Source organism: Patescibacteria group bacterium (assembly GCA_041659765.1).
GTDB lineage: Bacteria > Patescibacteriota > Patescibacteriia > UBA9934 > UBA9934 > JAGORL01.
In genome coordinates, this window is sequence record JBAZXR010000001.1 from 160,931 (window position 1) to 181,445 (window position 20,515).

22 protein-coding genes are annotated in these 20,515 nt (G+C 54.1%); 17 read left to right on the plus strand and 5 right to left on the minus strand.

Features of this window, described 5'->3' with window-relative positions:
- Nucleotides 1-277: 277 nt before the first annotated feature.
- The 9 genes from WC813_00880 (at nucleotide 278) to rplL (ending at nucleotide 7,377) form a co-directional block, all read left to right on the plus strand.
- Entirely contained in the window at nucleotides 278-1,831 is a 1,554-nt protein-coding gene (locus tag WC813_00880) for a putative metal-binding motif-containing protein (GenBank protein ID MFA5946558.1), read from the plus strand.
- Nucleotides 1,832-1,990: 159 nt separating this feature from the next.
- Nucleotides 1,991-2,527 (plus strand): hypothetical protein, encoded by a 537-nt coding sequence (locus tag WC813_00885; protein MFA5946559.1) that lies wholly within the window; start codon nucleotides 1,991-1,993, stop codon nucleotides 2,525-2,527.
- 169 nt (nucleotides 2,528-2,696) lie between these two features.
- Complete coding sequence (locus tag WC813_00890) at nucleotides 2,697-3,227, plus strand: hypothetical protein (protein MFA5946560.1); 531 nt, start codon at nucleotides 2,697-2,699, stop codon at nucleotides 3,225-3,227.
- A gap of 21 nt (nucleotides 3,228-3,248) precedes the next feature.
- Nucleotides 3,249-4,424, plus strand: a complete 1,176-nt coding sequence (locus WC813_00895; protein MFA5946561.1) for a glycosyltransferase — start codon at nucleotides 3,249-3,251, stop codon at nucleotides 4,422-4,424.
- Nucleotides 4,396-5,676 (plus strand): exodeoxyribonuclease VII large subunit, encoded by a 1,281-nt coding sequence (gene xseA, locus WC813_00900; protein ID MFA5946562.1) that lies wholly within the window; start codon nucleotides 4,396-4,398, stop codon nucleotides 5,674-5,676. Before WC813_00895 ends, xseA begins: the two co-directional genes overlap by 29 nt.
- Before the next feature lie 4 nt (nucleotides 5,677-5,680).
- Nucleotides 5,681-5,914, plus strand: a complete 234-nt coding sequence (gene xseB, locus WC813_00905; protein MFA5946563.1) for an exodeoxyribonuclease VII small subunit — start codon at nucleotides 5,681-5,683, stop codon at nucleotides 5,912-5,914.
- On the plus strand, nucleotides 5,914-6,261 hold the full coding sequence (locus WC813_00910) for a phage holin family protein (GenBank protein ID MFA5946564.1): 348 nt from the start codon (nucleotides 5,914-5,916) through the stop codon (nucleotides 6,259-6,261). The genes xseB and WC813_00910 overlap by 1 nt, the downstream gene beginning before the upstream one ends.
- Nucleotides 6,262-6,438: 177 nt before the next feature.
- The gene (gene rplJ / locus WC813_00915; protein ID MFA5946565.1) at nucleotides 6,439-6,963 is read left to right on the plus strand and encodes a 50S ribosomal protein L10; all 525 of its coding nucleotides are present in this window, start codon (nucleotides 6,439-6,441) and stop codon (nucleotides 6,961-6,963) included.
- A 9-nt stretch (nucleotides 6,964-6,972) separates the two neighbouring features.
- Complete coding sequence (gene rplL, locus WC813_00920; protein ID MFA5946566.1) at nucleotides 6,973-7,377, plus strand: 50S ribosomal protein L7/L12; 405 nt, start codon at nucleotides 6,973-6,975, stop codon at nucleotides 7,375-7,377.
- 82 nt (nucleotides 7,378-7,459) lie between these two features.
- Here rplL and WC813_00925 read toward each other — a convergent pair whose 3' ends face one another.
- Nucleotides 7,460-9,559 (minus strand): hypothetical protein, encoded by a 2,100-nt coding sequence (locus tag WC813_00925; protein MFA5946567.1) that lies wholly within the window; start codon nucleotides 9,557-9,559, stop codon nucleotides 7,460-7,462.
- A gap of 51 nt (nucleotides 9,560-9,610) precedes the next feature.
- Here WC813_00925 and WC813_00930 point away from each other — a divergent pair, with 51 nt between their 5' ends.
- From WC813_00930 to WC813_00965, 8 genes are all read left to right on the plus strand, one after another.
- Nucleotides 9,611-10,240 (plus strand): hypothetical protein, encoded by a 630-nt coding sequence (locus WC813_00930; protein ID MFA5946568.1) that lies wholly within the window; start codon nucleotides 9,611-9,613, stop codon nucleotides 10,238-10,240.
- Complete coding sequence (locus WC813_00935) at nucleotides 10,237-10,608, plus strand: hypothetical protein (GenBank protein MFA5946569.1); 372 nt, start codon at nucleotides 10,237-10,239, stop codon at nucleotides 10,606-10,608. The genes WC813_00930 and WC813_00935 overlap by 4 nt, the downstream gene beginning before the upstream one ends.
- A gap of 71 nt (nucleotides 10,609-10,679) precedes the next feature.
- Nucleotides 10,680-12,101, plus strand: a complete 1,422-nt coding sequence (locus WC813_00940; GenBank protein MFA5946570.1) for a hypothetical protein — start codon at nucleotides 10,680-10,682, stop codon at nucleotides 12,099-12,101.
- A 1-nt stretch (nucleotide 12,102) separates the two neighbouring features.
- Nucleotides 12,103-13,137, plus strand: a complete 1,035-nt coding sequence (locus WC813_00945; protein ID MFA5946571.1) for a glycosyltransferase family 2 protein — start codon at nucleotides 12,103-12,105, stop codon at nucleotides 13,135-13,137.
- A 5-nt stretch (nucleotides 13,138-13,142) separates the two neighbouring features.
- Nucleotides 13,143-15,230 (plus strand): DUF4012 domain-containing protein, encoded by a 2,088-nt coding sequence (locus WC813_00950; GenBank protein MFA5946572.1) that lies wholly within the window; start codon nucleotides 13,143-13,145, stop codon nucleotides 15,228-15,230.
- Between the two features lie 9 nt (nucleotides 15,231-15,239).
- On the plus strand, nucleotides 15,240-16,244 hold the full coding sequence (locus WC813_00955; GenBank protein MFA5946573.1) for a rod shape-determining protein: 1,005 nt from the start codon (nucleotides 15,240-15,242) through the stop codon (nucleotides 16,242-16,244).
- 1 nt (nucleotide 16,245) lies between these two features.
- Nucleotides 16,246-17,334, plus strand: coding sequence for a glycosyltransferase family 1 protein (locus tag WC813_00960; GenBank protein ID MFA5946574.1), 1,089 nt, complete (start codon nucleotides 16,246-16,248; stop codon nucleotides 17,332-17,334).
- 3 nt (nucleotides 17,335-17,337) lie between these two features.
- Nucleotides 17,338-18,105: a helix-turn-helix domain-containing protein gene (locus WC813_00965; protein MFA5946575.1), complete on the plus strand. Its 768-nt coding sequence runs from the start codon at nucleotides 17,338-17,340 to the stop codon at nucleotides 18,103-18,105.
- A gap of 66 nt (nucleotides 18,106-18,171) precedes the next feature.
- Here WC813_00965 and WC813_00970 read toward each other — a convergent pair whose 3' ends face one another.
- The 4 genes from WC813_00970 to WC813_00985 form a co-directional block, all read right to left on the minus strand.
- Entirely contained in the window at nucleotides 18,172-18,663 is a 492-nt protein-coding gene (locus WC813_00970; protein ID MFA5946576.1) for a hypothetical protein, read from the minus strand.
- A gap of 308 nt (nucleotides 18,664-18,971) precedes the next feature.
- On the minus strand, nucleotides 18,972-19,847 hold the full coding sequence (locus tag WC813_00975; GenBank protein ID MFA5946577.1) for a hypothetical protein: 876 nt from the start codon (nucleotides 19,845-19,847) through the stop codon (nucleotides 18,972-18,974).
- A 141-nt stretch (nucleotides 19,848-19,988) separates the two neighbouring features.
- Nucleotides 19,989-20,216, minus strand: coding sequence for a hypothetical protein (locus WC813_00980; GenBank protein MFA5946578.1), 228 nt, complete (start codon nucleotides 20,214-20,216; stop codon nucleotides 19,989-19,991).
- A complete protein-coding gene (locus WC813_00985) occupies nucleotides 20,216-20,449 on the minus strand; it encodes a hypothetical protein (GenBank protein MFA5946579.1) in 234 nt (77 codons plus the stop codon). The genes WC813_00980 and WC813_00985 overlap by 1 nt, the downstream gene beginning before the upstream one ends.
- Nucleotides 20,450-20,515: the final 66 nt, after the last annotated feature.

A 20,515-nucleotide genomic window follows, 5' to 3' on the forward strand; every position in this document is an offset into this window, starting at 1 on the left:
GGGCGGCGGCTCTGGTGAAGGATCGAATCCTTGTCACCAGAGCCGTCGCACCTCTCTTTCAATGATTGACAAAAGTCTAAAAATCTGCTATAGTAGTTCGTTACAGAATTAGTGAAATCCCGTGATGTTAGCGCATGAAGTTCATGCCCTGACATCGCCGGATTTCTCTCACGGCGATAAGCGAGTAATCGCGAATTGCTTGTGAGAGAGTGTTCCGGAGTGTTCCTTTCCTGCTAGACAAACAACCCGGGCCATCGTGCCCTATACGAGGTGACTAATGTCACGCTTTGCAACGATTGCTGTTCTGTTCTTGGGTGCGTGCGGTGGGCAGTTCGCCCCCGACGAAATCGAGACCGGCGGCAACGACACCGGTTCCAACGCTGACGCCGACACCGACGCCGACTCGGACTCCGATACGGACTCCGATACGGACGCCGACGCCGACGTCGACACGGGCACCAACGAGGTCCCGTTCTACGACATCGACGGCGACGGGCGCGAGGACAAGCCGGCCACGGACGGCCTCATCCCGGTTGGGATGAACGTCTCGATCGCCGAGTTCAACACGCCGCCCGCGTTCCTGGACGAGTTGTACTTCGTTCCGTACGGCGAGAACTGCAGCACCAGCTACAAGCTGTGGCGCGTCACGACCGTCGACGGCGCGGGCTACTTCGCCTGGACGCTCCGGAGCAATACCGGAACGATCGCAGGGAACGTCCGCAAGGTCACCTGGAACGAAGACGGCAGCTGCTACCTGGACGACGGATCGCTCGACTTCTGGGGCAACCTGGAAGCGGACAACATGGTCGGTGATCCGGCCATCGTTCCGAGCCTCGTGGACACCTACGAGGACGAGCAGACCCACGAGGTCAAGCACCGCATGATGGTGTGCCTCGAAGTCCGCGGCATGAGCACGATCCCGGGCAACCCGCTCGCCTGCCAGCAGATGCAGCAGGACGCTGGGCCGGTCGTGGATCCGGTCGAGACCATCTGGTACCGCGACTTCGACAACGACGGGTACGGCGATGCGGGAACCACCAAGTGGTCCGTGGCGCAGCCGGCAGAATACATCGGAGTCCCCGGCGATTGCTGGGATGACAACGACGAGGTTCACCCCGGTGCGACCGAAGTGGTCGATGGCCTCGACAACGACTGCGACGTGGTCAAGGACTGCGCCGACGCGAACGTGTCGAAGGTCTCGGAGATCACGGGCGACGGCTACGACAACGACTGCAACACGTCGACGTCGGACACCGTTCCCTCGGCTACCCCGACCGACTGGTACCTGGACTCGGACGGCGACGGCTTCGGCAGCGCAGTCTCGAAGCTCTCGGCCGTGGCGCAGCCTGCGGGCTACGTCAGCAACGGCACCGACTGCGACGATGCGAAGAGGGACCGCTTCCCCGGCGCGACCGAGATCGCGGGCGACGGCATCGACCAGGACTGCAACGGCAGCGACCTGGCGACGGTACCTTCGGGTGACGGCCGCACGCTCGGCACGTGGACCTTCACGTTGGATTCCAACGTGTCGGCGAGCGTGACCCAGTTCGAGATCCGGAACACGACCGCGAGCACCGTGGTCAGCCAGCTCAGCCGGAGCGGCAACGTCTTCACCGTGCAGATCATGGGGAAGACGGGGGACGATCTGTCCGCGCAGTGCTGGTACACGAAGCCGGACGGGGTCACCGAGTGGTGCGCAAGCAACAACCACTCGGGCAAGATCCTCTCGGCCACCGGTCCCGGCGGCGCGTACACGGTCGGTCAGCTCACGGGCGACTTCAAGTACGCCTCCGTGGACTCCGGTAAGCGGTACAACGGCAAGGTCAAGTAAGCTAGGCATTCGGCCTGGCACGTAAAAGGGCGGCTATCGCGAGACATCATCGCGAAGCCGCCCTTCTTCTATTTTAGGGGTTGTCAGGCTTGACGAAAGCCATTTTTTAGACTACAGTTCTCGGTCCGTTCGGATAGCATCCGTCGGCAAGGAGGACTCATGAATCGCATTCTGTTCTTGGCCGTTCTGGCCTTCACCGCGCTCACTGGTTGCCAGATGCATCCGGATGCGCCCAATGGGAACCAGTCCGGCGGCGGCAACAACGATCAAGGCGACGACATCATCCAGCAGGAGCCTGCGCTCGTCGAGATCATCGCCACGCAGGAGGACATCGACGGCACGAACGTCAGCCTCTACGCGAAGGGCGAGGGCAACGACAACGTCAACTGGATCGCGAACCCGAACGCCGTCCCGATCGACACGGACTCGGACGGCCGCGGCGAGATCGGCAACTGGACCCAGTTCGAGGTGGCCTGCGGGGAGGAAATCACCCTCCAGTGCAACTTCCGCGACCGACAGGGTCGCGAGCGTTGGTGCTTCGAGAACGACCCGGACGACGGCGGGACCAACCAGTTCCTCGCGGACGACGTTTGGGTGGACGGCGTGGTGTCCAGGCTCCGGCCCGTCTTCAACGAGTGGACCGGCGCCAACGACTCCCACGGCTACAACGCCGTCATCACCCGGAACTGCCGGTAGATCGTCACGTTCGGCTCGTCCCCTGGGGCGCTGTGCAGCAATGCATGGCGCTCTTTTTTATTGGGCGTGGCGAGCCACGCCCTTACAGCGAACTTGCTATGTACAGCTCGGCTTGCCCGTTTAGCTCGTTCTGCTACCCTCAACAGAGATATCTTAGAGGAGGCTTTTTATGACTACACGCTTGATTGCAGGGATTATTACTAGCGCGGTGCTTTTGACGGCGGGTTGGGGATGTGCAAAGACCACCCCCTCTATCCCCCTGGAAGGGGGAAGCGGCGAACCCGAGGTGAAGGGCGTAGTCGACGAGTTGCCCGACGGAAAGGGGCCGGCGCCTTTTGAACTGTGCATCAGTACTGATGGCCCGGTTACCGGCGCGGTTTGGTTGTACGCCGCAAACAATACGGCGCCTCGTCTTAACTGGACGCAGTGGTTTTCTGCAGACCCAGTTGCGGCTGGGGATGCCGGCCAAGAAATTTGCGGAGCCCTTAATTTCTCCATTGAATCTGGCGATACCCTTTATTTGAACGGCACCTGGTCCAAAGGCAAGAACTTCCTAGTTAACAATCGCGGCGAGCAGGGCACACCAAGCGATCAGATCAAAGAAATTTGGCTTGATGATCAATTCTACGAGATTGGTAGGGATTGCGCTTACGAGAATAATAATATGGGAGGATATAACCTAGCCTGCACGGTTCGGTAAGGAGTTCGGTATACTGTCAGCATGAAGATTCTACACGTTCATAAATACTTTCATGCCAAAGACGGTGCTGGGCGCTATTTGTTTGATTTGATGCGGTTGCAGGAGGGCGCGGGACATACCGTTGCAGGTTTTGCGATGGAGGATCCGCGGAATGCACCGAACGCCTGGAGCAAGTATTACGTCTCTAACCTGGATACCACAGGAGTGGGAGGAATAAGGAGCTCGCTGAAGCAAATCGGCCGAGCTTGGTGGAGCTTGGAGGCTAAGGATAAAATGGAGGACATGCTGGAGGCGTTCCGGCCAGATATTGTGCACATTCATAACATTTACACGCATCTTTCGCCGTCCGTTCTCGTCCCTTGTAAGAAGCGTGGGATTCCCGTGGTGATGACCGTCCATGATTACGCACTGTTATCCGCGGACTATACGCTGAGCGGTGACCAGCGGTTCATTAAGGGATCGAGGCTGGCTACTTTAGTTTTGAATTTCATCACACAGGCTCAGCGAGTATTGAAACTGTACGACAGAGGGATCGCGCGATACTTTCCGGTGTCAGCATTTGTGAAGGGTAAACTGGTTCACGGCGGATATCCTGAGGAAAAGATGGCGGTGATTCAGCCTGCAGTTTCTCCAGCGCTGTATGGCCGAACATTCGACCACGTTCGTGAAGATGCGGTGTTGTTCGTCGGGCGCCTTGAGGCGTATAAGGGTGTGGGTGTGTATCTGGAGGCGGCTGCCTTGCGGCCGGACCTGACGTTCTATGTGGTCGGTACCGGTCCGCTTGCTTCTACGGTTCAAGCCTTCTCCCAAAACCACACGAACGTTTCATACTTAGGATATCTTGAGCCGGAAGAGGTTTATAAAAAAATGGCGAGCGTGAAAGCTGGTATTTTCCCGAGTGTGTGGCAAGAGCCTTTTGGAATGGTGGCGCTTGAATCTCTGGCCGTTGGCACGCCGATTATTGTGAGCGACATTGGCGGATTAGGCGAGCTTGCGGTAAAGAGCGGGGGAGGCAAAGCGTTTACACCGGGGAATGCAGACGCACTCGTGGGCGCCATCGATGCCATGCTTTCGGATCCCGATTACGAAAAGATGGCAGAGCAGGGGATTGCGTACGCCAACAAAGAACATTCGCCGGAAGCATTCCTCAGAAAGATTATGGTTGAATATGGACGAGCCGAAGATTTTATCCGTTAAAGATTTCTTAGCCCTGGTAAATGACACGCTGGCGATGATTCCGTCAGAGGCTTTTGTGATTGAGGGTGAGGTTTCGGATTTTAAGATTAGTCAGGGCAAGTGGATCAACTTTGATCTGAAGGACGAATCCGTAGACATGAAAGTGCCGTGTTTCACGACCATCTACAAGCTGGGTATTCCTATTCAGAGCGGCATGCGCGTGCGGGCCAGGGGGAATGCGCGGGTCTTTGAGCGCTTCGGCAAGTTCTCGCTCAACGTTGACGAGGTAATTCCGGTGGGCGAGGGGGCTCTCCAAAAGGCCTATCTCGAATTGAAAAAGAAACTCACCGCTGAAGGGATTTTCGATGTACGTCGCAAACGACTAGTTCCTCAGTTTCCGGAGCGGATCGGTCTCATTACCTCGAAAGAAGCTGCGGCATATGGTGACTTCATGCGATTACTCGGCAACAGAATGGGGGGTTTAACCGTCATCCATGCTGATTGTCATGTGCAGGGTCAACACGCGGTCTCCGAAATCCTCGGCGCGTTTCAATCGCTCGCCGCGTTGCCGGAAAGCGAACGGCCACAAGTGATTGTGCTCACGCGTGGGGGAGGCAGCCTTGAGGATCTGCACGCCTTTAATGATGAGCGAGTAGTGCGTGCTGTGTTTTCGTCGAGCATCCCGGTCATTGTCGGCGTAGGGCACGAGCGCGACGAGAGTTTATGTGACTTCGCTGCTGATGTTCGAGCCTCGACACCGTCTAATGCGGCCGAGCTACTAGTGCAGTCACGCAGCGAGTTGCTACGACTCGTTCATATTAGTGAAGACCGCATGTGGTACGGGATGAGTGAGCGGATTCGAAAATACAATAATAGAATTGAGCGCTCGCTACAGGTTTTTGACCACGCAATTTCTCGGACTTCGCACGGCATTCACGACACGATTATGCGGTTCACGAATTCGTTTGACCGGTATCGGTTGAGCGTCGTTCAGACTCGCGATCACATTGAACGTCGAGAGCGGGCGGTCATGACGCTGTTCGAGTCTTCGGTGATGCAAGTGAGGGCGAAGGTAGATGGGCTTGCTCGGCTGATTAAGAATGTTGACCCTACGCTTGTCCTTGCCCGAGGTTACTCGATCATTCGAAAGAACGGGGAATTAGTGCGCTCAGCTTCGGCGCTTGCTCCCGGAGACGCTTTCTCGGTACAGTTGTCACAAGGGACGCTCGACGCTGAAGTAATCGGCAAGCGAAGACAAGAACGATTATTGTAGTATTATGGCAAAGAAAGCAGCATCATTTGGCGAGGCATTTCAGGAGCTGGAAGAAATCACCGCTTGGTTTGAGCGTGGCGATGTAGATCTTGATGAAGGCTTGAAGAAATTTGAGCGCGGACTCGAGCTCGCTGGAGTGTGTAAGGCAAAGTTGTCCGAGGTAGAAAATACCGTCATTGCTTTAAAGAAAAAATTCGCAGTTCTCTCTCTAGAGGACGATAACCAAACGATCGTATGATGAAACTTCTCTTGCGTTGGGTCATTACTGCCTTGGTACTTTTGGCGGCGACGCAGTTTGTGACTGGTTTCCATGTAGCTAACTTCTACGCAGCGCTCGTCGCAGCATTGATTCTAGGGCTCTTGAACGCCATCGTTCGACCAGTCCTTGTCGTTCTGACCTTGCCGGTGACGGTGGTTACTCTCGGCCTTTTCCTCTTTGTTATCAACGGCCTTCTTATTTGGTTCATGAGCTCCTTTGTAAAAGGTGTGACAGTTGAGGGATTCCTTCCGGCCTTGTTCGTCGCAATCCTCCTTTGGGCCACGGGCGTGGTCACGAACTGGTTTTTGAAGGCGGACAAGGAATAATGGGTGTTTGGCTAGGTTGACAAGATTTTTGTAATTGGGTAATCTCCTCGCACCATCGAATTCGTAGAACGCCAGTAGTGGTTAAACCCACGTAAGCCTGGTCGAGAAATCGATGAATCCACCATCTGGTGGGTTCATATTCTACGGCCTCATGGCCGTAATTTTTAATCTCCGCGTATGCCAAAATCACGCGCTCAAAAAGCCGGCATCGTGGAAGAGATCGCCGCTCGTTTCCGTGGAATGAAAGCCGCCGCCTTTTCGGAGGTGTCGGGACTGACCATGGAAGACGCAGACAAGCTCCGCGCTAAAGCAGCGCTCCAGAACGTAGAGGTCTTCATTGCCAAGAAGACGCTCCTCGCGATGGCCGCTAAAGAGGCAGGAATTGAAGGTCTCTCCGCGAACACGCTTTCAGGTTCTATCCTGACAGCGGTCGGTATGAGTGACGAAGTCTCCGCAGCGAAGCTCTTGAAGGAGCTCATGAAGGAGAAAGAAACGATTAAGCTGGTAGCCGGCGTCCTAGACGGACGCATGATGAGCAAGGAAGAAGTCACGCAACTGGCGTCGCTTCCGTCCAAGCAGGAACTCCTCCAGAAGCTGGTGGGAACCCTGAACGCTCCGGTTTCTGGTTTCGTCAATGTCCTTGCAGGTAACCTGCGCGGGCTGGTCACGGTACTTGGTGCAATTAACGAAAAGAAAGCTTAACTTTATCTTATGTCCGACGAAATGAAGTCAGTTGAGGTGCCAGCTAAGTTCTCCGCTTTGGTCGAATCTATTGAAAAGATGTCCGTTCTTGACTTGGCAGAACTCGTGAAGGTTTTGGAAGGAAAGTTTGGCGTGTCCGCTTCCGCTCCAGCTATGATGATGGCTGCTCCAGCTGCTGGTGGCGCCGCTGCCGCAGAAGAGAAGTCCTCTTTCACGGTTGAATTGACCTCCGCTGGCGAGAGCAAGATCAACGTGATCAAGGTCGTTCGTGAAATCACGGGTCTTGGACTTAAGGAAGCTAAGGACATTGTAGACGCTGCTCCAAAGGCAGTGAAGGAAGGCGCAAGCAAGGCAGAAGCAGAAGACATGCAGAAGAAGATCGAAGCCGCTGGCGGTAAGGTCACCTTGAAGTAAGCAAAACAAAATAGCACTCTCTCTCGGAAATGGAGTCGGATTACCTCCTAACATTTCCTCGAAAGAGTGCTTTTTGTTTTGCTTACTTCACCAGGTGGTCGGCGGTAAATCCGAGTGCTTTGTCGCCGGTGACGACTATGATGCGGTTTGCAGATTCCTCGACGGTGAAGCCGACGGCGTTTTTGAAGCTGTCATTTGTGTATTGTGCTTCTAGGTTGCCTGTTGTTTTATCAAGGACCACTACGCGACTAGTGCCTGGATCGAGGACGTATAGATATTTACTAGCAACGTCTGTCCAGATGTCTGTTGGATTTATGAGAGCCGGATCAAAGCTGGCGTGAGTCCAGGCGACTTCTTTGCCAGCATGGAACTTCACGACGTCATGCTTGAGGAGCACATATACGTCGCCGTCAATCGTCAGCGCTTGGGCGGTAGAAAGATCGCTGTCCTTGGAGATGATCCAAGGTGTACCCGCTTCATAGGCGGTGCCGATGGGGCGCATCTTTACAATCTGTCCGCTGCCGGCCGAGAGCGCGTAGAGGTTTGAGCCGTAGGTAATGATGTCTTCAACGCTGAGCATGGCGTTCGTGCCGCTTTGGAGCGGGTTTACGGTGTGGGCGGTGAGATCAACGCGGCCGAGCTGTTTGTTCAAATCCATGACGAGCGCGTTGCCGCCTTCCGGGGTCATGCTACGGACGGATTCCAGGATTCCCTTCGTAGCTTCTTCTTTTGTCCAGGCACTCTTAAGTCCGTCTAAACGGTAAACGTCCAGATTTGAGGTAATGGCGAATAGCGAACCGCTGGTTTCCGTGATGCTCGTGATCCCGTTGCCGTTCGCGCTATCCGCCATGGTGGCGAGTGTTTGCGGACTGACGGCGATGATGCCTCTGATTTTATCTTCGACCACGTGAAGTTTGACTAACAGATCAGTCACCTGCTTTTTTTGATCGGCAGTATTTTTTGGCAGTGTTTCTAAGATGCTTTGGGCTTCTGTCAGGGATTTTCTCGCTTCTTCCGTGTTGCGGTAGATCAAGCTAGCTTGAGCGGCCAGAATTCGGTCATCAATGCTCTTAACCGTCTGTGAGAACTGGAGCTCGGCTTTGGCTCGTTCGCCTCTGCCTTTTGAGAGGTAGAAGAGGCCGGTACCGAGCACGATGACGAGCAGGATAGAGAAGAGAATGCCGGCCCGGAGGGGAGTTATTACGGGAGCGCCTTTTCGGCCCTTGGTGTTGGCGAGGAAGATATTGGAAGCTAAGGCGGCTACTGCAGTGAAGGTTTTTTGAGCCAGAGTGAGCATTAACGCTAAGCCGCGTTTTAAAATGGCTACGGCGCCTCTAGTTCCCGGCGCGGAGAGTGATTGGCGAATGCTTTGGGTGACATTTTTTACCAGACTGGAGAGCTCGGTGTTTGATTCGCCGAGCACATTGGCGGTTCTGTCTTTTGATGATTGCAAAGCGGTTAGTGAACCGATCGGGTTGGCTTTTTTTGGAGGGCCGGACGGTTTTTCTTCTTCCGCAAAGGAGAAGCTTACGGCCGCGTAGACATCCCCCGGCGGAACGAACTGTTTGATTCGTTGGAGGGCTGAGGCCGGGGGGAGCGTGACTAAGATGTCATGCAGTTCGTCTGATCTGAGAGCGTGAGTCGAAACGGGCGTGGCGACATAAAAAACATCACCGCCGTGGGTTTCGCCGTCTAGGATAGTGTGAAAATACCTAGGGTCATCCGGGGTTCGTCCCTCTCCAAACTGATCATGAAGCTCGTAGACGCTAAAGCGCTTATCTGCGGTTTTGTGCAGAAAGAGAGCATCGATATTGCCGATGCCGGAGAAAAAAATCTGGTCTCTAGTGGCCATGCCAACCACGCCCTGCACTTGAATCATTTTCAAGTTCATCTCATGGGCTGCGGCGAGTAAATCTGTGTTCAAAGCACCTAACATTTGTTCGAATCTACGGGCCGAGTTTAATTCCGAGGAAGCGTCAGCGGAAAGATGTTCAAGATGACTGGCGGTCATGTGTAGCAGGCGATCTCGACCTTCTTCATCCTTGGAATCAATCACCATGACGCCAAAAATCGCACTCTTTCCTCCGGGGAGAGAGTGAAGCATTGTTTTGGCGCCCATCTGCGGACGCTGGGGGAGCACAAGCAGCTCGCCACTTTTCACGCTGTGTTGGTATTCCGCCATGGTTGCTATTCTTCTGAACTTTCAGTATACAGTATACTCAAAGTACTCATTATGGATACCCCTAAGAGTGAAGAAGAGTTCGAAGGCGGGGCTTTTCGCATAGAACAACTCTTTGGTTCGCGAACGCGTGCTCGGCTATTGAGCGTCTTTTTGGAGCATGCGGATCGCGCTTTTTATGTTCGAGAATTGGCACGGCGAGTGGATGCCCAGATTAACGCTGTACGCCGTGAACTTAAGAACCTTCTCGCGATTGGGATTGTTATTGAAGGCGAGGAGAAGGAATCAACTGATAAAGAAAATAAGAGGTTCTATCGGGCGGACTCGAATTTTCCACTATTTGATGACTTAAAAGCGGTGATGAAAAAAGCGGCGGTTCTTATGAATCGTTCCTTGCTTGAAGCGCTCAAGGCCGCGGGAGAAGTTGATCTTGTGCTCCTTACGGGAAAGTTTACGGAGTCGGCCAATGTTCCTACTGATGTGCTGATTGTGGGCGATATTGTTCCGGACGCCGTGCAGAAAGCCGTGCAGGAGTTCGAGCGCGAGATTGGCCGAGAAGTGAACTACACTTTTATGCCGCGCGAAGAGTTCAAATATCGCTCGGACGTAGGCGATCGGTTTTTGACTTCGCTCTTGAGCGGCAAGCGAATAGTGCTTTTAGATGCGCTTGAAAAGAAGCTATGATTTTGACGCTCGATGGTCACGACATCACGCAGCTCTCGCTCGGTCTCGTCAACGACGACCGAACGGAGTTTGTGCCCCCGCAAATCATTCCCTGCGTCCCAGAGGGTTATCTTGGTATCATTGATGGGTTTTTGCAGGCCCATGAGCTAGGGCTATCTAGGGTGACCGGGATCGTAGTGTCCTCGACCGACGGTTCGGCAACCGCGTTACGCGTTTCCCACGCGATTGCTAATGCCTGGGGATTTGCCCGCGGGATTCCGCTTTACCGATCGCTTGAGGCTTCTCCGCTGGCCATTCTTCTGCCTGAATATAGGGAGACTGCACATGTGACGGCGAGAAAGAAGGATGCATTGTATAGAAAAACATGAACCAAACTTTTGGCCAATACGGGAAACACAGATTCTGGGAAATGGTCCCGGGAGCTTTAGTCTGGTCGGTTTTGCTGAGCTCGCTTTTCTTGTCGCTCTTTGCGCCGACTGTGGCGATTGTTTGTATCATCATCTTTGATCTTTATTGGATGCTGCGGGTATTTTATTTTGTTATTCACGTGGTAGCGGCTTACAGTTCTTACAGACAGACTTTGAAGGTTGATTGGCGGAAGAAGGTGGAGGAATTGCCGGGTTACGAACGTCTGTACCACGTAATCATGCTGCCGACGTTCCAAGAAGATCTTCAGATTGTCGAGGAAGCTTTCGAATCACTCCTGCGTACGAAGTATCGAACTGACCGCATGATTGTGGTACTCGGCGGCGAAGAACGTGATGAGGTTAATTTCCGTAGCTATCAACAGGTGATCGAAGGGCGTTACGCGGGGAAGTTTGCGAAGTTGTTATTTACAGTTCATCCGAAAGATATTCCCGGCGAGATTCCGGGCAAAGGTTCGAACTTGAAACACATGGCCACCGTTCTTCAGGGGGTGATCGACGAGCTCCAGATTCCGTACGAGGACATTGTTGTCTCTGCCTTTGATGTTGATACGGTGGCGCATGAAATGTACTTTGCGCGGCTGGCGCATTTGTACCTCACTGAGCCGAATCCGACGCGCAGCTCTTATCAGCCGGTGACGCTTTTTTCCAACAACATTTGGTCCGCGGCCGCGCCGATCCGTATTGCCGCGTTCGGTACGACTTTTTGGTTGCTCGGCGAACTAGTTCGACCGGAAAGAATGTGGACCTTTTCTTCGCACTCCATGCCGTGGCAGATGCTTGTCGATGTCGGTTTTTGGGAGCCGGATTTGGTGAGCGAAGACTCGCGCATCTTCATGCAGGCACTTTTACATTATGACGGCGCATATCGGGTGACTCCGGTGTTCTTGCCGGTCTCGATGGACACTGTCGCAGGCGGCTCGTATCTTCAAAGCCTGGTTGCTCTTTACAAGCAGCAACGCCGTTGGGCGTGGGGCGTGGAACACTTGCCGTACATGATGACCAAGTTTCCGCAGCATCCAAAACTTTCTTGGAAAATTAAGGCGCTCTATCTCACTAATTATCTAGAGGGCATGTTGACCTGGTCCACGGCGCCGTTTCTAATTTTCGGTCTTGGATACATTCCGTTTTTGACCGTTCATGATGCCACGAGTGCGCTCGTGGTAAATTCGCCTTACACGCTGGAGTTTATGATGCGTGCAGCCACAGGCGGTACGCTTGTGACCGGTATCTTGAGCTATTTCTTGTTACCTCGAAGGCCAAATACGACCACGCGTTGGCAATGGGTGACGATGATTCTGCAATGGGTACTTTTACCGGTGACCTTCATTCTTTTTGGTGCGTTGCCAGCGCTTGATGCTCAGACTCGGCTCATGCTTGGCAAGTATCTTGGTTTTAACGTCACGAGAAAGGACGCGTCTTCGCGCAAGAAATAATATGGATGTCATTGCTCATCTTTTGACCTGGAATGGCGAGAAGTATCTTGCTGATTTGTTTGCATCGCTCGACCAGCAATCGCTACGACCGACGCTGCGGGTGGTAGATAACGGCAGCACGGATGGTTCAGTGACGTTCATTCATGAACGCGCCTCTCAGTCGCTCGTGGCACGCAACGTGAAGAACCTGGGTTTTGCCGGCGGGCACAATCAGCTTTTTACGTTTACCTTCGAGCACCTGACTGAGCATGAACTTGCACACACGGGAATTCTGCTCGTGAATCAGGACATGGTGCTTGATCGAGGTTTGGTTGAGCAGCTGGCCAAAGCACTGGAGGCCGACCCGACGCTCGCGGCAGTCCAACCGAAAATTTATCGGGCCTTTCGTAACGCCGATGAGGTCTTCGATGGCACAAAATCCGATGTGCTCGATACGACAGGGCTCGAGCTCACCCGATCTTGGAGATTCGAAGACCGCGGAGCCGGGGAGATTGACCATGGGCAGTTTGATGCGAAAGCAGACTTGATTGGGGCCTGTGGTGCGCTCGTGATGTTTCGAGCGTCGGCCTTAAAAGAGGTCACGACCAACGGCGAAGTTTTCGACGGTGATTTTTTTGCGTACAGAGAGGACTGCGATCTTGCCCTTAGACTTAAACGTGCTGGTTGGAACACTGCTTTTGTTCCGACTGCCAAGGCTTGGCACTACCGCGGAATGTTCGGCGCGCAAAAGCGTAGCTGGTTTGAACGCTTGCGCGACCGTCAGGGTAGGAGTCCATTTTTGGCCGCTCTGGCTCAAAGAAACCAGCTCCTCATGCTAATCAAAAACCTGCCGTGCAGCGAGGTTTTCCGATCGGGACCGTTTATTCTTTTCCACGAAGTTACCCGTCTGACGTATTCGTTCTTTTTTGAGCGCGAGACTCGCAAGCTGCTTCTTCGGTTCATTCCATTTGCTCTGCGGGCACTCAAAAAGCGCAAGGCAATCTTTGGTTCTGCAAAAGTTCCGTCCACGGTATTTAGGAAGTACGTGGTAAAATAGGGTTGATGCACCCGACGAATTTTTTAGAGCCGGAGGCGGGAGTGCACTTGCCAAAGCTACCGGAACAGGCTCCGGAGCTTCACCATGCACACCCCTCAAGAAAAAGACGACGCCGAAAAATGACTCGACGGATTGTTTATATTTTGTTGGCGACGGCGTTTATAGCCGTGGCTATATTTTTGGGTATTGGCGGATCAAAGCTCGCTCAAGATTCGCTGGCCCTGAAGGCTGCTGGGGAAGGTGCTAAGACGGCGCTAGAAAACGGTGACGTTCAGGGTGCGCATGTGGCTCTCGGCGAGGTAGTTACAGGGATTCACGCAGTTAGGGCTGACCTTTCTTATTTTGGATTTGTGAAGACCGTACCGTTATTGGGCGACCAAGTAACAGGCGCGGAGGCGACGCTTGATGCAGCTGGTCAGGCTGCGGACGCACTCTATTCTGGTTTGACGGTTTTTCTTGACGCTCTATCTTCTGTTGAGGGCGCGTCGGACCTTATCGGCGTGGGGAGCGGTGCTGGTGAATCAAGGTCCTACAGTACGTTGACTGAAGAAGAAAAATATTTATTGTTGCATTCGTTGTCAGTCGCGCTTCCGGAACTCAGACGCATGCAAGTAAATCTGCGCTTGGCCAAGTTGGACCTTGACCGGCTCGACTCGCTGAACCTGGCACCGCAGTTTGCGCGAGCCGTACTGCCGTTGCAACAGAAGCTGCCGGAATTAATTGACGCCGTAGATATTGTCGTGCCCTTTGCGGCTATCGCCCCTCAATTCGCAGGACTCGGGAGCGAGCATCAGTTTTTGCTCATGTTCTTGAATAACCATGAGCTCAGACCGGGCGGGGGATTTATTGGTAACTATGCGCTTTTGACCATGAAGAACGGAGACATCAAGTCCATGGTGACGGATGATTCCTATGCTGTTGATGCTCTGGTTCTTGGACATCCTGATTATCACGTTGAGCCACCAATCGCCCTCAAACGGTTCATGAACCTAAGCAATTGGTATTTCCGTGATTCCAATTGGTCGCCTGATTTTAAAGAAAGTTCAGAAGTTAGCGTGCAACTCATGCGCCAGGAATTTGCCTACGGTGGAAAACCAGTTCCCAATCTGGCCGGTACGATTGGTATTACGACGGACTTTTTATCGCGGGTAATTGAGTTCATCGGACCCATTACGGTGGATGGCGAGACGTTTACCAGTGATAACGTGACGGATAAGCTGGAATATATCGTGGAACAAGCATTTGATTGTGCTAATGCTCCGCTGGCAGACCGCGCTCGTTGTGTGAATGTGCCCGTTTCACAACGCAAGCTCATTATTAAGCACATGACGGAGGTCATGATGGATCGTCTGAAGGGACTTTCGCCCTCTAAATGGCCAGCCTTTTTCCGTGTCCTCCATGAGGCCTTCGCTAAAAAGGAAATTGTTTTCATGAGCATGGATGGCAAGACGCAGGCCGTGATTGAAGACGCGGGCTGGGGCGGGGTGCTGAATCCTATCGCTTCCGACGATGTGTTCATGATGGTGGACGCCAATATGGGTGCTTATAAAACTGACCGTGTAGTGGATAGAGAAGTCACCTATTCTGTGAGACCAAACGGCGCTGGCTTCCGGGCGACCGCTAGTATTCAGTATGCGAACACGGCGACTAAGAAAGATTACCGGACGATCGATTATCGGACTTACTCGCGAGTTTACGCTCCGCTTGGCTCGACGCTAGTTTCAACCACCGGCGCTTCGCTGTCTGTGCCGCAATGCAACCCGCAGTACTTCCCGAACACTCCGTCCACCTTTGACGAGGTAGGTTTAACCAGCTTTGGGGCCTGTGTATTTGTGCCGATTGGCCAAACCCGTACTCTGACCTTCACCTATGACCTACCAGCTCATGTGGTGGATGCTATTCGGCGAGGCGACTACGCGCTCCAGGTCTATAAACAGATAGGCGCACGGGATAACCTTTTGACTATAGATGAGGACTTTGGTAAGGCAGTGAGGGACGCTACTCCCGCGGAATCGCCGATTGATTGGGGTGACAAGAAATATCATTTGGAGACGGTTTTAGACACTGATAAAGAGTTTCGCGTGAGACTGTAAAGGCTTTCTATGTTCGGCAAAAAGTTAGGCATTGACCTTGGCACTACCACGGTCCTCGTGTTCGTCCCTAAACGGGGGATCATAATTAATGAGCCTTCTGTAGTTGCGATTTCTAAGGCGGATAAGACCGTGTTGGCCGTTGGCAAAGAAGCGAAGGACATGCTTGGCCGTACGCCGGATACTATTATTGCGCGCCGGCCGCTGAAGGACGGCGTTATTGCGGATTATCGGACTACGGAGGCCATGCTCCGTTATTTTATTAACAAGGCGCTCGGCGGTGTTCGCATGTTTCGCCCAGAGGTGATGATTGCGGTGCCGGGTGGGATCACTTCTACTGAGCGACGCGCAGTTATTGACGCCGCGCTTTCTGCTGGTGCAAAAGCTGCGTACATTATTAAGCAGCCTGTTGTGGCTGCTATTGGCGCGAACATTCCGATTGGCAGTCCGAATGGCCACATGATTGTGGAGATTGGAGGAGGCACGAGCGAGATGGCCGTGATTTCCCTTGGCGGCATTGTCGCATCGACTTCGGTGCGCATCGGGGGAGTGAAATTTGATGCTGCCATCCAGGAATTTGTCCGTCGGACATACAATCTTGCGATTGGTGAACGCACCGCGGAAGACATGAAGATCCGCGTCGGCTCCGCTATGTATCTAGAAGAAAAGCTGCGCATGGAAATCAAGGGGCGCGACATGATCACAGGTCTCCCCAAGATTATCGAGGTTTCGAGCGACGACGTGACCGAGGCGATTCAGCCTTTACTTGAAGGTATCATCACCGCACTTAAAGAAGTTTTGCACGAAACGCCTCCGGAACTTTCGGCAGACGTGATGGACAAGGGAATCGTTATTTCCGGCGGTTCGAGCCAGTTGCGTAACATGGATCGGCTCATTGCAGAGGCTACAAGCGTTCCTACATACGTCGCCGACGACCCGCAGCTTTGCGTGGCTCGTGGAACCGGTCTAGCTCTCGAGAACCTGGACGCATATAAGAGAAGTCTGTTTAATGCTTAGCATGAAAACGATTGGCATAGACGCGTCAGCACTTTTGAAGGCGAACCCGACCGGCGTAGAAAATTACGCCCGGTTGCTTTTGGGCGAGATGATGAAAACCCCGCTGCAGGAGGGGGAGTCCGTCGTTCTCTACGCGCGCGGCGAGCAACCGAGCGACCTCGGTCTTCCTGCTGGTTGGACTTGGAAGGCGTTGCCTTTTTGGTTCCCTAAAGGCTGGACGCATTTTAGATTAGCTAAAGAACTTTTTCAGCATCCGGTAAGCGTGTTTTTTTCTCCCGCGCACGAAGTTCCACTCGCGACTGGTTCGGCGAAAGTGGTGACGACCGTGCACGATGTAGTTTTTGCAAAGTATCCAAAGCTCTACTCGCCGCTGCAAAATATCCGACAACGTGCTGCAGTGAAACATGCCGTGCGAGTCGCGTCTAAGATTCTGACGGTGAGCGCGAATACCAAGCGAGATTTGATGTCCCTTTTTAAGGCGAGCGAGGAGAAGATCATCGTCACGCATCTGGCGTCGTCGATTGAGCCGCGCTCCGTTGAGACGAAAGCTGGCGAGAAGTATTTTTTGTATATTGGACGAATCGAAGAAAAGAAAAATGTTGGTCTGCTCGTGGAGGCGTTCAGACAGTTCAAGGAATTGATGCCTGCAGGGGATACTACGAAGCTTGTTCTCGTCGGAGGGATTGGATATGGCGGGGAGAGGATCCTGGGCGCGGCGCAAGGGTTTGGCGACGCCAAACCCTTACATCTAGGATATGTGCCGAACGAGGAGATTCCTGGTCTCTATGCGGGCGCAATTGCCTTCGTTTTTCCGTCGCACGATGAAGGGTTTGGCCTGCCGATTCTCGACGCTATGAAGATGGGGACGCCTACGCTTGTGAGTGATATCCCGGTCTTTCATGAAGTTGCTGGTTCGGCTGCTGAATACGCTTCGCCGAACGACGCGACGGCGTTTGCGGTCAAGATGAAAGCGCTTGTTGAAAATCCTGCGTTGCGTTCGTCACTTTCGTTGCGCGGTATGGCGCAGGCGGAAAAATATTCCTGGACAGACACGGCTCGACTAACTTGGCATGCCTTGCGCAGCGTCTAACATATGCAAGACGAATTATTAGAGGGACTGGCTCGCCTAGGTTTTACCGATAAAGAAGCCAAGGTTTTCATTGCGCTGTTGGCACACGCCGGTGCCAGCGCTCAGGAGGTGGCGATGGATAGTGCGTTACCACGGGCGACGGTATATGACATTCTGGCTGACCTTATTGGCCGCGGTTATGCTACGGTGGGCGAGGGGGAGTTTGGACGGCGTTATTTTCCTCAGCCACCGGAGAAAATTTTAAAGCTACTGGAAGATCAGCAGGATGTTATTGAGAAACGTTTAAGCGACGCGGTGGCGATTGTGCCAATGCTGAACGTGTTGTACTCGCCGATGGGCGCTCGCCCACGCGTTAGATATCGCGAAGGTTTACATGGTCTTCGGCAACTGCAGGCCGAGTATGGCGCGCTAGAGGGCGACTATATTCAAATGGTTGGATTGGACGCTTTCCTGAAGCTGCATGACCCTGATCGGACCGACGACTATCGCGACACGCTGCAGACTGGTCAGCGCAAGATTCGAACAATCTTTGTTACTACAGATCCCTCGCTCGTGCCCAAGATTCCTGGGATGGAAACGGTGGTCCTTTCGCCCGGAGTTTTGCCTATAGAGGGCGAGATGACGGTTTGCGGTGACCGAGTCGCCTTCTTTTCTTACAAAGATGACATCATCGCGGTTGAGATTCACTCTGCACAAATCGCGGGAGTTTGTAGGGAAACGCTCGAACTCGCCTGGAATTACGCCAAGCTGCTGGAAGAAAAGTTAAAATGAAAAACGCCCGCGTACACGATGTACGAGGCGCTTGTTTTTCGAGCCAGCTTAAGGCGTGGCTTGTGCCTAGGTTGGGTTATTACCGAACCGTCGGGCGATGAATCGCTCCGGCGGCCCGTGAACCCAGTTGAGGGCGTACCAGGCCAAGGCGGCCAGAGGCAAGGAGATGATCAGATGGCTCCCAAAGGTCCCGCGGAATGGCCCGTCATAGACGGGATGCCACAGAACCCACTGGATGTGCCACCAGAGGTAGAATGCGCTCCAGGCGGCTAAGAGACGCGTCAATGTGTCTGACTGGGCGTGCTCATCCGCGTTAAAGAATCTGAAGATCCAGAACGGGATGAAGAATGCTGCCAGCGTCACGGTCAGGGCCAGGGCATTGGCGAGCCCAGGATTCTTTCTCAGCTCTTCAAGGGACAGGACCAGGATGGCCGAGCCCACGAGCATCAGCACGCCGGTTGTGAAGGTCAGGAAGCCGGCGCCTCCACCTCCTCCGCCACCACCCCCACCTCCGCTGCCGGACGCTTTGGCCGGTGCGGGCCCATGATGATCTGACATGAGAGTCTCCAAGTTCTAAGAGAAAATTGTCCGCACATCCCTGGGGAGAGGAGCCCAGTGACCGGCCGAAGACGGTATGGGCTGTGACAGTTACACTGCAGAAGAAGAAAGCCGGAGCCTAATTCTCTACCAAACTGCCGAAGCACTACGCCACTTGCGCAGAATAATGCTCCAACTCTCTCCTCCAGAGATGTAGGGACAATTGTGAAAGGCAGGTCACACGCATGCCTCGATCTTTTTAGATCAAGGAATATGTGTGACCCGTGAAGGAGAAGTGTTGCTTCTCAATTCACGGGATGGGCCTACTTTTACATAGGCGAGGTGTGGCGGCGCCGGTCGCGGCGTCCGTTGACGCTCTTGCACTGGACCCCGCGCCGGGCGTCCTTCCAGCTCACCCGCCGGGGCAGGTGATCGCGACAGCACTTGCGGTTCAGGACGAATTCCACGTACCCCGGCTTGTCCCGGAACACGTCGCGGACCTTCGGGCGGTAGGCTGTGGCCAACCACTCCAAGTCGTCGGAGCGGAAGCGCAACTCGTCCTCGATCGTGACGCCGGAGTCAAACGGGTCGCGTGCGGTCTCGGATTCCAGGAAGTTGACCCAGGCTTCCGAACCGTCTTCCTCGTCGTCGACGTCGGTCAGGTCCCAGTAGGAATCCGTGTCGTCGTCGAGACCCCGCCAGCTTTCGTTGAGCGGGTTCAGGAGGTCGAAGTTGCGCGCCGTGTTCTTCACGGGCGTTTCTTCCACGACGAGCACGGCGTCCATCTCCTTGCGGGAGAGGACCGTGATCAGTGCGTTGCCCTTCGGAGTCCAGTAGCCAGCGTCGACATCGTCTTTGAGACCGAACTTGCCGTAGGCGTTGTAGTCCGTGTCCCAGTCTTCGTCGCCGTGCTCGAGCGCCATCTTGGCGTACTCGTCGGGCTCCGCGTTCGGGGCGACGTTGTCATCGCTTTCGAGCTCAACCTCGTCGTTCTCCTCGTTGTCGACCGACTCCGGTTCGTCCACGACCATTTCATGGGTCATCAACTCCACCTGCTTCGGTTTGATCATTTGGAAGAGATCGACGTTGGCCATCGCCACTTCGTCAAAGAGGTCGTCCGCATCAAGCGTGACGCCTTCGAAGATACCGAACTGATCTGCGGTCAGGCCGTCGACTTCTTCGTGAGCGAACTGGATAACGAACATTAGATTCTCCGGGGTGGAGTTCGGGCGGTGAGTTGTGAGCAGTGCGGGAAAGCACGGTCACACGCATGGCTCGATCCTAGGATCAAGCAATCTGTGTGACCCGTGAAGGAGAGGCGGTTCCTCTAATTCACGGGTAAGCGATCAGTTTTCCGTCGAGACGATGTATTCGTCTCCGACGTGATCGATCAGGATGATCAGGAGACGCGACTTCAGTTCAAGGTCGTCGACGTCACCTTCTGCCAGGATTGGTACCGTGCTCGGACTGTCCCAAGCGAAGTGGTCCCGGTGGCACTCCTCATCGAGAATGATCAGTGGTAGCTCTGCGAGATGGCCTCCCAGCGCTTCTTCGGCTGCTGAGCGGTGACCCATCAGGTCACCATCCGCGGTTTATGCTTAGCGGCCAGGGCTGCTTTGCGACGCGCTTCGGAGCGAGCGTCCCAGGCGTCTTCAATGCGCACCACGACGGCCGGATTGTCCTCGAGCGTATCAAGGCTCGTAGTTGGGTCGGCGGCGAGCATGATGTCCGCTTGGTCTTCTGCGCTCAGTTTGTGCTGGCGTCGACGAATACGTTCGCGGTGTTCTTGGTCTAAGGGGAAGGGCATGGTGCCTTCTCCGCGGGGTACGAGGGTTTCGTTTTTCTGGCTTTAAAAGCCAGCCTGGCAGGGATT